Here is a 12,277-nt window from a genome sequence, read left to right on the forward strand (position 1 = left end):
GCGCTCCCTTCCCGCGCTCCCTTCCCGCGCTCCCTTCCCGCGCTCCCTTCCCGCGAGTCACTGCCGTAGCTCCGGGTCACTGTGCTGGTGCGCAGTGAGTGGGCGGTAGCGCAGTGACTCGCGGGTCGGCGGGGTTCAGGCGGGGGGAGCTGGATGCTCGAGCGTCCCTCCCGCACCTGCTCCCGCGAGTCACTGCCGTAGCTCCGGGTCACTGTGCTGGTGCGCAGTGAGCGGGCGGTAGCGCAGTGACTCGGCGCTCCGGGGGACCGGCGACGCCCGGCCGGGCGCGTCGGGTCAGAGCTCGTCGAGCATGCGGCGCTGCTCGGGGGTGAGCCCGTCGTTCAGCTCGGCCCGCGCGGCGCGCGTCTCGGGCGACGGACCGGCCGAGGTCGCGGCATCCGTCGACGACGACCTGCGACCGCTGCGGATGCCGGCTTCGGCGCGGTCGTACAGCGACGACGTCTGCGCCTCGACCTTCTCGTCGATCGCGGCGTAGATCGCCCAGCCGGCGAGCAGCAGCAGCGGGGGCAGCACCCAGCCCCAGAACCCGCCGACGGTGACGCGCGAGAGCAGCACGGTGCCGATCCACACGACGAGGGCGACGGCGAACGCGAGGACGCCCTGGACGAGCGCCTCACCGACCTTCGTCCGCTGGCGCGCGGACTTGGCCGCCATCGAGCGGAACCACGTGGTCACGAGGGGCTTCACCCAGATCACCAGAGCGGTCATGACGATGCCCGCCCACAGCGCCGCCCAACCCACGCGCGCCGAAGTGAGCGCGCCGATCAGCAGCAGCACCGCGACGTTGTAGACGAGCAGCGAGACGAATCGGACGATCCACTTCTTCATGCATCAAGCGTCTCACGCCGTGTCGGCGCGCGGGCGGATGTCGACGGCGTGCAGCCCCGTCACGCCGTGCCGCAGCTCGTGGGCGGTGCGTGCGCGCGGAAGCCCGGCTCAGGCGATCGAGACGAGCTCCGTGACGTCGTCGTCGGGCAGGGCGTCGGCGACCGCGGTCACCTCGACGCCCACGAGGTCTGCGCGACCGGAGACCACGGTGAGGAAGGCGGTGTCGGCGGCATCCCGTCCCGTCGCGATGCGGACCAGCGTCGACCGCGGCGCGAGCGTGGTGGCGTCGACGACGCGCCAGGCGTCGTCGATCCACGCCTCGGCGACGGCGTGGAAGTCCATCGGTTCGAGCCCCGGCGCGTACACCGCGACGAGGCGCGCCGGGATGCCGAGGGCGCGCAGCAGCGCGACGCACACGTGCGCGTAGTCGCGGCACACGCCCTGCCGGGCCAGCAGCGTGCGGACGGCGCCGTCGGTCGGCAGCGACGAGCCGGGCACGTACGACAGCTGCGTGCCGACCCACGACGACACGGCCGCGAGCACGTCGGCGGGGGACGGGATGCCGGAGAACTCGGCGTTCGCGGTCGGTGCGAGCGCGTCGGACTCGGCGTAGCGACTGGGCCGTCCGGAGACGAGGAGGTCGACCTCGGATGCGCCGTCGGCCTGGCCGGCTCCGGCCACGCGCGCCGAGTACTCGACGATCAGCCGCCCCGGTTCGCTCCGCACGCGGTGCAGGCGGGTGCCGTACGCGTCGCGCAGCTCGACCGCGTCGACGGGCACGCCGTCGAGCGTCGCGGTGAGGGTCTCGGCCTCGGGCACGTAGTGCGCCGACACGGCGATCGCGAACACGAGGTCCGCGGTCTCGGTCACGGACAGTTCGATCCGGCTGGACACGTCTCGCTGCATGACCTCCAGCATGACAGCCCCCGCCGACGCCCGGGCCGTCTCCAACTGACATCCGCGAGACTCCAACCGTGCGTCGAGACTGCCTGCGTAGCGCGCAGTCTCGACGCACCAATGGAGTCTCGCGGATAGGGGTGCCTAGTCCGGGTCAGTAGCCGGCGCGCTCGGTGCGGTCGGCGGCGGGCACCCAGCGGGCGGCGAGGGCCTCGGAGCCGCGCGCGAGGAGCGCCACGTCCGCTCCGACGAGGAGGTAGTCGACGCCGGCGTCGATGTACGACTGGGCGACGGCGGGGTCGAACGCGTTCACGCCCACGGGCTTGCCGGCGCCGTGGACCGCCTCGAACGCGCGCAGCACCGCGGCGGTCACGTCGGGGTGGGTCTGCTGTCCGAGCACGCCCATCGACGCGGCGAGGTCGCTCGGGCCGACGAACACGCCGTCGACGCCGTCGACCGCGGCGATCGCGGCGGCGTTCTCGACGCCCTCGGCCGTCTCGACCTGCACGAACAGCGAGACGTGCGCGTCGGCATCCGTCAGATACCCGTCCACGCGGTTCCAGCGCGCCGACCGCGCGAGCGCGGAGCCGACGCCGCGCCGCCCGCGGGGCGGGTAGCGCACCGCGGCGACGATCTCGCGCGCCTCGTCGGCGGTGGAGATCATCGGCACGAGCAGGTTCTGCGCGCCGAGGTCGAGCACCTGCTTGATCGTGACGACGTCGCCGATCGGCACGCGCACGACCGGGGTCACCGGCTCGGCGGCGACGGCCTGCAGCTGTGCGAGCACCGACTCGAGCCCGTTGGGCGAGTGCTCCATGTCGACGAGCAGCCAGTCGAGCCCCGCACCGGCGCAGATCTCTGCGACGAGCGGCGAGCCGGAGCACACCCACATCCCGGTGAGGGGGCGGGATGCCTCGGCCAGCGCGTCGCGGAACGTCGGTCTCAGGCGGAACGACATGGCTCCACGCTCCCGAGACCGCTGACCGAGCGCGGGACCGCGATCAGACGAACCTGCACGACACCGTCCCCATCCGTCCGTAGTCGCACAGCACGGTGTCGCCGCGCGAGACCCACAGCGGTCGCGTGAACGAGCCGGCGAGGATGATCTCGCCCGCCTCCAGGCGTGAGCCGTGCTGGTGGAACTTGTTCGCGAGCCACGCGACGCCCGTCGCCGGGTGATTCAGGACGCCCGCGGCGACCCCGGTCTCTTCGACGGTCTCGTTGCGGTAGAGGAGCGCCGACACCCAGCGCAGGTCGATCTCGTCGGGCCGCATCGGGTTGCCGCCGAGCACCATGCCGCCGTACGCGGCGTTGTCGCTGATCGTGTCGACGATCGTGCGGCCCTCGAGCTCGATGTGGGAGTTGAGGATCTCCAGGGCCGGCGTGACGTACTCGGTCGCCCGCAGCACGTCGAACAGCGAGCAGGCCGGCCCCTCGAGCGGGGAGCGGAGGACGAAGGCGAGCTCCACCTCGATGCGCACGTTGGAGTACAGGTCGACCGGGATCTGCGAGCCGTTCTCCCACACGGTGTCGTCGAACATGACGCCGTAGTCGGGCTCGCTGATGCCGGTGGCCTGCTGCATCGCCTTCGAGGTGAGGCCGATCTTGCGGCCGACCAGGCGCCGGCCGGCGGCGAGGCTCTTGTCGCGCCAGACGGCCTGGATCGCGTACGAGTCCTCGACCGTCGCCTCCGGGTAGCGGGCGGTGATCCGCGGGATCACGCCGTGCGCGCGGTCGGCCTCGGCCAGCTCGTCGGCGATCGCCGCGATGGTGTCGGGGTCGAGCATCCTCTGGTCCTTTCCGTTGTGGCGAGACTAGCCGGGTCGGCGGTCTGCTCAGAGCTGGTGGCCGAGCTTGTACTCGCCCTGCTTCCACTCCGGCATGGCCTCGGCGTCGTCGCCGCGGGTGTAGCTGAAGCCGTCGGCGCCGATCGTGACCGCCATCTCCGAGGCGTCCGTCCGCGCCACCACGGGCTGCGGGTTGCCGTCGAGGTCGAGCACGAGCGACGCGTCGGTGTACCACGACGGCACGACCGGGGTGCCCCACCAGTCGCGGCGCTGGTTGTCGTGCACGTCCCACGTGACGACCGGGTTGTCGGGGTCGCCGGTGTAGTAGTCCTGCGTGTAGATCTCGACGCGATGGCCGTCGGGGTCGCGCAGGTAGAGGTAGAACGCGTTCGACACCCCGTGCCGGCCGGGGCCGCGCTCGATGCGGTCCGACATGCGCAGGGCGCCCATCTTGTCGCAGATGGCGAGGATGTTGTGCTTCTCGTGCGTCGCGAAGGCGACGTGGTGCATGCGCGGGCCGTCGCCGCCGGTCGTGGCGGTGTCGTGCACGGTCGGCTTGCGGCGCATCCACGCGGCGTAGACGGTGCCCTCCTCGTCCTGGATGTCCTCGGTGACCCGGAAGCCGAGGTCCTGGTAGTGCTTCACGGCGCGGGGAACGTCGGGGGTGACCTGGTTGAAGTGGTCGAGGCGCACGAGCGCACCCGGCGTGTAGAGGTCGTAGCGCCAGGCGAGCCGCTCGACGTGCTCGACGTCGTGGAAGAACTCGTACGGGAAGCCGAGCGGGTCGACCACGCGCACCGAGTCGCCGATGCCCTTCGTGAAGCCGTCCGGTTCGCGGCGCACGTCGCAGCCGAGCTCGGTGTAGAACGCGACGGCCTTGTCGAGGTCCTCCGGCGTGCGCACGCGATAGCTGAACGCGGCGACCGCGGCGACGGGCCCCTGGCGGAGCACCAGGTTGTGGTGGATGAACTCCTCGAGCGAGCGCAGGTAGACGGTGCTCTCGTCCTCCTCGGTCACGGTGAGGCCGAGCACGTCGACGTAGAAGCGGCGGGATGCCGCGAGGTCGGTGACCACGATCTCCATGTACGCGCAGCGCAGGATGTCGGGCGGTGCCGACCGCGGCGTGGGCACCGGATTGTCGGAGTGGATCGGCGCCTCCTCGGTGACGTAGAAGCCGGAGGAGGTGGGGGTGCGGTCGAGTGCCATGTCAGCGTCCTTGCTCTTGTGGTTCGTGGGTGCGCTCGCCCGGCGGCCGGTGCGGCTTCCGGGCGCCGGGCGAGTCGGTCAGCGGGGGTCGGGGTCGTCGATGTCGGACTCGGTGTGCACGACCTGCTTGCCGAAGGTGGGGTTGTGCACCTTGCCGAGCGTGATGTGCACGGACTGCTGGTCGGTGTAGAAGTCGATCGAGCGGTAGCCGCCCTCGTGTCCGAGACCGGATGCCTTGACCCCGCCGAACGGGGTGCGCAGGTCGCGCACGTTGTTGGAGTTCAGCCACACCATGCCGGCCTCGACGTTCTGCGCGACGTTGTGGGCGCGCTTGAGGTCGTTGGTCCAGATGTAGGCGGCGAGCCCGTACTTGGTGTCGTTCGCGAGGGCGAGGCCCTCCTCGTCGGTGTCGAACGGGGTGATCGCCACCACGGGGCCGAAGATCTCCTCCTGGAAGATGCGCGCCGAGGGCGCGACGTCGGCGAACACCGTCGGGGCGACGAAGTTGCCGGTCTCGAACCCGTCGGGGCGGCCGCCGCCGGCGACGAGGCGCCCCTCGGACTTGCCGATCTCGACGTAGCTCATGACCTTGTCGTAGTGCTCGGGATGGACGAGGGCGCCGACCTCGGTGGCGGGGTCGTGCGGGTAGCCGACCTTGACGCGCTTGGCCTGCGCCGCATAGCGCTCGACGAACTCGTCGTAGACGCCGCGCTGCACGATGATGCGCGAGCCGGCGGTGCAGCGCTCGCCGTTGAGCGAGAAGACGCCGAAGATGGTCGCGTCGATCGCGGCGTCGAGGTCGGCGTCGTCGAACACGACGGCCGGGCTCTTGCCGCCGAGCTCCATCGACAAGCCCTTGAGGTACGGCGCGGCGTTGCCGAAGATGATCTGGCCCGTGCGGCTCTCGCCGGTGAACGAGATGAGGGGCACGCCGGGATGCTTGACGAGGGCGTCGCCGGCATCCTCCCCCAGCCCGTTGACGAGGTTGAAGACGCCCTGCGGCAGGCCCGCCTCCTCGAAGATGCCCGCCCACAGCGACGCCGACAGCGGCGTGAACTCGGCGGGCTTGAGCACGACGGTGTTGCCGGTGGCCAGGGCCGGGCCCAGCTTCCACGACTCGAGCATGAACGGCGTGTTCCACGGCGTGATGAGGCCCGCGACGCCGATCGGCTTGCGGTTGACGTAGTTCATCTGGCGGCCGGGGACCTTGAACGCGTCGTCGGCCTGCGCGACGATCAGGTCGGCGAAGAAGCGGAAGTTCTCCGCCGCCCGCCGGGCCTGCCCGAGCGCCTGCGTGATCGGCAGCCCCGAGTCGAACGACTCGAGCTCGGCGAGCCGCGCGTCGCGCGACTCGACGATGTCGGCGATGCGGTGCAGCACGCGCGAGCGCTCGCGGGGAAGCATGCGCGGCCACGGCCCCTCGCGGAACGCGCGCGTGGCTGCCGCCACGGCGAGGTCGACGTCGGCCTTCTTGCCGGCGGCGGCCCGCACGTAGGTCTCGTTCGTGACGGGGTCGAGCACGTCGAACGTGTCGCCGTCGACCGAGTCGACGAACGCGCCGTCGATGTAGTGCCGGATGCGGTCGGGCAGATCGGCGGGGACGTGCGCCGTGGTGGTGTCGGTCATGGATGCCTCCGGTGTCGTCGGTCAGTAGACGGGGAGCCCGAGCGTCTCGTCGGGGTGTTCGTGGATCATGTAGGCGTCGAGCGTGGCCGCACGGTGACGGCGCGCGACCTTCTCGATCTCGCCGAGCGGCGCGCCCGACTCGATGAGCTGGAGAATGCCCTCGTGCTCGCGCACGGACTCGCGCGCGCGGCCGGGGACGAAGCTGAACGTGGAGTCGCGCAGGTGCCCCAGGCGCGCCCACTCCGCCTCGACGAGCTCCAGCAGACGAGGGTTGGGGCACGCGCGGAACAGGGTCGCGTGGAACTCGTGGTTGAGGCGCGTGAACGACCGCGGATCGAAGTGGTCGAGCGTCTCGATCATCAGCTCGTTGAGCTGCCGCGCCTGCCGGACGTCGTCGGTCGACAGCCGTCGCGCCGCCAGGGCGGTGGCACTTCCCTCGAGCAGCGAGAGCGCCTGCATGCTGTGGCGGTACTGGGAGTCGTCGACCATCGAGACGCGTGCGCCCACGTTGCGCTCGAACATGACGAGGCCCTCGGCCTCGAGCTGGCGGATCGCCTCGCGCACGGGCACGACGCTCATGTCGAGCTCGCCGGCGATCGTCCCGAGGACGAGCCGGTAGCCGGGTGTGAACTCCTGGGCGGCGATGCGCTCCTTGATCCAGCGGTACGCGCGCTGCGACTTGCTGAGCGCCTCCGCGGAGGTGTCGGCGGGGGTCACGATCGCTCGTCCCCCGTGCCGTCGCCCGACGGCTGCGCCGACGCCGCGCGGTCGGCGTCGTAGCGGGCGCGCCATTCGGCGTCCATGGGGAAGAGCCCGTCGACGGGGTGGCCCTCCGCGACGCGAGCCGCGATCCAGGCGTCCTCGTCCTCCTGCGCGAGGGCGGCGTCGGCGACCTCCTCGGCGAGGGCCGGCGGGATGACGATCACGCCGTCGGCGTCGCCGACGATCACGTCGCCCGGCTGCACGGTCGCCCCGCCGCACGCGACCGTCACGTCGACGTCCCACGGCACGTGCCTGCGGCCGAGCACCGCGGGGTGGGGGCCGGCCGTGTAGACCGGGATGCCCACGGCGGTCACGGCATCCGCGTCGCGCACGCCGCCGTCGGTGACGATTCCCGCCGCGCCCTGCGCGTGCGCGCGGATGGCGAGGATGTCGCCGAGCGTGCCCGAGCCGGTCTCGCCGCGCGCCTCGATCACGATGACCTCGCCGGCGCGCACCGCGTCGAACGCGCGCTTCTGCGCGTTGTAGCCGCCGCCGTGGCTCGTGAAGAGGTCCTCGCGGCCCGGCACGAAGCGCAGCGTCTTGGCGACGCCGACGAGCTTGGCCGCCGGATGCAGCGGCCGCACGCCGTCGATGGAGACCTGGTTCAGGCCGCGCTTGCGCAGCTGCGCCGACAGACCCGCGACCGGGACCCGCTCGAGCTTGGCGCGCAGCGCGTCGGGCAGGGCGGGAGAGGCGTCGTCGGCATCGAGCGGGGGCAGGCCCGCGGCCGCGCGCGAGCCCCACGCCTCCTCGCGCTGGGTGTCGTCGACGGCCGGCAGCGATCCGAGCGCGGGGTCGTGGGCCGGTCCGTCGCCCTGCACGACCGTCGTGACGAGCCGCCCGGAGGCGGCGCCGGTGGCCGGTGCGTCGACCTCGACCTCGACGACGTCGCCGGGGACGACCACGGTCGAGCCGGCCGGGGTGCCGGTGAGGATGACGTCGCCGGTCTCGAGCGTGAAGTGCTGCGACAGGTCGGCGACGAACTGCGCGAGCGGGAAGATGAGATCCGCGGTCGTGTCGTCCTGCACGAGCTCGCCGCCGACCCACGTGCGCAGGCGCAGGGCGCCCGGATCGACCGTGCGGGCGTCGATGAGCGCGGGCCCGATCGGCGTGTAGCCGTCGCCGCCCTTGGAGCGCACGTTCGACCCCTTGTCGTTCGCGCGGAGGTCGTACAGGCCGAAGTCGTTCGACGCGGTGACCCAGGCGACGTGGCTCCACGCGTCGGCGAGCGACACGCGTCGCGCGGGGGTGCCGATCACGAGCGCGATCTCGCCCTCGAACGCGAGCAGCTCGGTGCCGGCGGGGCGCTCGATCGTCGATCCGGATGCCGCGACCGAGCTCGACGGCTTGAAGAAGTACGAGGGATGCGCGGGGCGACGCCCGCGCTGCGCGGCACGGGACTCGTAGCTGATGTGGACCGCGACGATCTTGCCGGGCCGGCCGGGCAGTCCCGTGAAGCGGCGATCCGCGACGGCATCCGTTCCTGTGGTCATGAGCTCCCTCGCCCCTTGCGTGATATTCGAAATCGTATATCATCGGGGTCACGAGAGGCAAGGGCCGCATCCGAGGCCCGCGCCGGACAGCGACGTCGACCCAGGAGTCAATGATGAGTTCCACCCCGCCCGACGGCTTCACCCCGACCGGCACGATCGCCACGACCGCCGACCGCCGCCGCGTCGTGTTCGCGACCGTCGTCGGCACGACCGTGGAGTGGTACGACTTCTTCATCTACGCGTCGGCGGCCGGCCTCGTGTTCGGCCAGCTGTTCTTCGCGCCCGCGGGCGAGCAGTTCGCGCAGATCCTCTCCTTCTTCACGGTCGGCATCAGCTTCCTGTTCCGCCCGCTCGGAGCCTTCCTGGCCGGGCACTTCGGCGACAAGTACGGGCGCCGGCTCGTGCTGATGCTCACGCTCGTCCTGATGGGCGTCGCGACGACGCTCGTGGGCCTCCTGCCGACATATGCCGCGATCGGCATGGCCGCTCCCGTCCTCCTCATCGTCCTGCGCATCCTGCAGGGCATCTCCGCCGGCGGCGAGTGGGGCGGCGCGGTGCTCATGGCCGTGGAGCATGCGCCGCGCAAGAAGCGGGGCCTGTTCGGCGCGTCGCCGCAGATCGGCGTGCCGCTGGGCCTGCTCCTCGCCTCCGGCGTCATGGCGCTCATGGCGGTCATCGCTCCCGGGCAGGCGTTCCTCGACTGGGGCTGGCGCGTGCCGTTCCTGTTCAGCGTCGTGCTGATCCTGGTCGGCTACTACATCCGCCGCAAGGTGGAGGAGAGCCCGGTGTTCGTCGAGATCGCCGAGCGGGCCGAGCAGACGCAGATGCCGATCGTGCAGCTGTTCCGCAAGCACACGCTGCTGGTCCTCGTCGCGGCGCTCGTGTTCGCCGGCAACAACGCGGTCGGCTACATGACCACGGGCGGGTACATCCAGCGCTACGCGACCGACCCCGACGGCCCGATCAGGCTGGAGCCCGCCCCGGTGCTCTGGGCGGTGACCGCCTCGGCGGTGTCGTGGCTCGTGTTCACGTGGATCGGCGGCTGGATCTCGGACCGGATCGGCCGTCGCACGACCTACATCATCGGATGGATCCTGCAGTTCGCCGGCGTGCTGCTGCTCTTCCCGCTCGTGAACACGGGTCAGCTCGGCCTGCTGACGGTGGGCCTGATGACGCTCACGGTGGGCCTCGGGCTCACCTACGGCCCGCAGGCGGCGCTGTACTCCGAGCTGTTCTCGGCGTCGATCCGGTTCTCGGGGGTGTCGATCTCGTACGCGATCGGCGCGATCCTCGGCGGCGCGTTCGCCCCGACGATCGCGCAGGCGCTCGTGCAGGCGACCGGGTCGACGGCATCCGTCACGTGGTACCTGGCCGGCATGACGACGCTCGGCCTGATCGCGACGCTCCTCCTGCGCGACCGCTCCGGCATCCCGCTCGGGCCGGACCACGAGGAGGAGCAGGCGAAGAGCCCGATCTACGGGCTGTCCAAGGCCTGAACGAGCAGGAAGGGACGACGACGATGCAGTTCCACCACCACGGCTACGTGTCGGGCGACCCGCGGGTGCACGAGGCCGCGGGCCTCGGCCTCGACCGCGCGGTCGACCTCCCCGACGAGCTCGACGTCCTGATCGTCGGGTCCGGCCCCGCCGGCATGCTGCTCGCCGCTCAGCTGTCGCAGTTCCCCGACGTGAACGCGCGCATCATCGAGCGCCGCGAGGGTCGACTCGTGCTCGGCCAGGCCGACGGCATCCAGCCGCGCAGCGTCGAGACCTTCCAGGCGTTCGGCTTCGCCGAGCGCATCACGGCCGAGGCGTACAACATCGGCTGGATGAACTTCTGGGCGCCCGATCCGCAGAATCCGCGGAACATCGTGCGCACCGCGCGCACCGAGGACTACGCCCTCAAGATCAGCGAGTTCCCGCACCTGATCGTCAACCAGGCGCGCGTGCTCGACTACTTCGCCGAGGCCGCGGCCCACGGGCCGGGCCGCATCGTGCCCGACTACGGCGTCGAGTTCCTCGGGCTCACCGTGCACGAGGAGGGCGAGCACCCGGTCGAGGTGCGGATCCGGCACGTGGCGGGCGAGCGGGCCGGCGAGGAGCGCATCGTCCGCGCGAGGTACGTCGCGGGCTGCGACGGCGCCCGCAGCCGCGTGCGCGACGCGATCGGTCGCAAGCACCTCGGCGGCGTCTCGGCGCACGCGTGGGGCGTCATGGACGTGCTCGTGAACACCGACTTCCCTGACTGGCGCGTCAAGTGCGCGATCAACTCCGAGGTCGGGAACATCCTCCACATCCCGCGCGAGGGCGGCTACCTCAGCCGCATGTACATCGACCTCGGCGAGGTCGCCGCCGACGACAACCACCGCGTGCGGCAGACGCCGATCGAGGACATCATCCGGCACGCCGACGAGATCCTGCATCCGTACTCGCTCGACGTGAGGCAGGTCGCGTGGCACAGCGTGTACGAGGTCGGCCACCGCGTCACCGACAAGTTCGACGACGTCGACGTCGACCAGGGCCACGACCCGCGCGTGTTCCTCACCGGCGACGCGTGCCACACGCACAGTGCGAAGGCCGGGCAGGGCATGAACGTCTCGATGCAGGACGGCTTCAACCTGGGCTGGAAGCTCGGGCACGTGCTGACCGGGCTCGCGCCGACGGCGCTCCTGTCGACCTATTCGTCCGAGCGGCAGCCCGTCGCGCAGCAGCTCATCGACTTCGACCGCGAGTGGTCGTCGCTCATGGCGCGCAAGCCCGAGGAGATCAGCGATCCCACCGAGCTGGCGACGTACTACCTCGGCACGGCCGAGTTCCCGTCCGGGTTCATGACGCAGTACGGGCCGTCGATCGTGGTGGGGGATGCCGCGCATCAGGGGCTGGCATCCGGATTCCCCGTCGGCAAGCGCTTCAAATCCGCGCCCGTGACGCTGGTCGCCGACGGCAACGTCGTGCACCTCGGGCACCACGCTCGCGCGGACGGGCGGTGGCGCGTCTACGCGTTCGCCGATCGGGACGGCTCGGCGCTGGAGGCCTGGGCCTCGTGGATGGCGTCGCCGGGGTCGCCGATCGCGCGGCACACGCCCGCGGGAGCGGACGTCGACGCCGTGTTCGACGTCAAGGCGATCTACCAGTCGGGCTACGACGAGGTCGACGTGACGACCGTGCCCGCCGTCTTCCGCCCCGAGACGGGGCCGCTCGGCCTGCGCGACTGGGAGAAGGTCTTCGCCGCAGGGCCGACCGTGTGGAACGAGGTCGACGTCTTCCAGGAGCGCGGCCTGTCGCGCGACGGGGTCGTGGTCGTGGTGCGTCCCGACCAGTACGTCGCGGCCGTGCTGCCGCTGACGGCGACCGACGAGCTGGCCGCGTTCTTCGCGCAGAGCCTGCTGCCCGCGCGCTGAGCCGTCGCGGTGCACGCCAGGGCGTTGCGCGAACCCCGCCGTTCCCATACAGTCGAGCGCTGTGTCCGTAGGTCTGCTCGCCGTCGTCGACGACATCCTCGCGGCCGCGCTGAAGGCGTCCGCCAAGTCGGCCGGTGTCGTCATCGACGACGCGGCGGTCACCCCGCAGTACGTCCAGGGCATCACGCCCGCGCGCGAGCTGCCGGTCGTCGGCAGGATCGCCCTCGGCTCGCTGGCGAACAAGTTCCTGCTGATCA

The 12,277-nt window shown here is 71.5% G+C and carries 11 protein-coding genes; 3 read left to right on the plus strand and 8 right to left on the minus strand.

The genetic code is table 11. The features are described 5' to 3' along the window. Positions 1 to 294 precede the first annotated feature (294 nt). The 8 genes from WML84_RS08005 to WML84_RS08040 form a co-directional block, all read right to left on the minus strand. Entirely contained in the window at positions 295 to 849 is a 555-nt protein-coding gene (locus WML84_RS08005; protein WP_347345620.1) for a hypothetical protein, read from the minus strand. Between the two features lie 108 nt (positions 850 to 957). After that, complete coding sequence (locus tag WML84_RS08010; RefSeq protein ID WP_347345621.1) at positions 958 to 1,755, minus strand: transglutaminase-like domain-containing protein; 798 nt, start codon at positions 1,753 to 1,755, stop codon at positions 958 to 960. A gap of 145 nt (positions 1,756 to 1,900) precedes the next feature. Then, entirely contained in the window at positions 1,901 to 2,704 is an 804-nt protein-coding gene (locus WML84_RS08015) for an aldolase/citrate lyase family protein (RefSeq protein WP_347345622.1), read from the minus strand. Between the two features lie 43 nt (positions 2,705 to 2,747). Further along, a complete protein-coding gene (hpaH, locus tag WML84_RS08020; RefSeq protein WP_347345623.1) occupies positions 2,748 to 3,533 on the minus strand; it encodes a 2-oxo-hept-4-ene-1,7-dioate hydratase in 786 nt (261 codons plus the stop codon). Positions 3,534 to 3,581: 48 nt separating this feature from the next. Beyond that, complete coding sequence (hpaD, locus tag WML84_RS08025; RefSeq protein WP_347345624.1) at positions 3,582 to 4,739, minus strand: 3,4-dihydroxyphenylacetate 2,3-dioxygenase; 1,158 nt, start codon at positions 4,737 to 4,739, stop codon at positions 3,582 to 3,584. Between the two features lie 78 nt (positions 4,740 to 4,817). Beyond that, positions 4,818 to 6,365, minus strand: a complete 1,548-nt coding sequence (gene hpaE, locus WML84_RS08030; RefSeq protein ID WP_347345625.1) for a 5-carboxymethyl-2-hydroxymuconate semialdehyde dehydrogenase — start codon at positions 6,363 to 6,365, stop codon at positions 4,818 to 4,820. Positions 6,366 to 6,386: 21 nt separating this feature from the next. After that, positions 6,387 to 7,085: a GntR family transcriptional regulator gene (locus tag WML84_RS08035; RefSeq protein ID WP_347345630.1), complete on the minus strand. Its 699-nt coding sequence runs from the start codon at positions 7,083 to 7,085 to the stop codon at positions 6,387 to 6,389. Next, entirely contained in the window at positions 7,079 to 8,620 is a 1,542-nt protein-coding gene (locus tag WML84_RS08040; RefSeq protein WP_347345626.1) for a fumarylacetoacetate hydrolase family protein, read from the minus strand. The genes WML84_RS08035 and WML84_RS08040 overlap by 7 nt, the downstream gene beginning before the upstream one ends. Positions 8,621 to 8,730: 110 nt before the next feature. Here WML84_RS08040 and WML84_RS08045 point away from each other — a divergent pair, with 110 nt between their 5' ends. The 3 genes from WML84_RS08045 to WML84_RS08055 all read left to right on the plus strand — a co-directional run. Further along, a complete protein-coding gene (locus tag WML84_RS08045) occupies positions 8,731 to 10,116 on the plus strand; it encodes an MFS transporter (protein WP_347345627.1) in 1,386 nt (461 codons plus the stop codon). A gap of 23 nt (positions 10,117 to 10,139) precedes the next feature. Further along, entirely contained in the window at positions 10,140 to 12,020 is a 1,881-nt protein-coding gene (locus WML84_RS08050) for an FAD-dependent monooxygenase (RefSeq protein WP_347345628.1), read from the plus strand. Positions 12,021 to 12,081: 61 nt separating this feature from the next. Continuing rightward, positions 12,082 to 12,277: DUF808 family protein (locus WML84_RS08055; RefSeq protein WP_347345629.1), on the plus strand; the 196-nt coding region annotated here is incomplete at its 3' end.

It is taken from the genome of Microbacterium sp. (assembly GCF_039812165.1).
GTDB lineage: Bacteria > Actinomycetota > Actinomycetes > Actinomycetales > Microbacteriaceae > Microbacterium.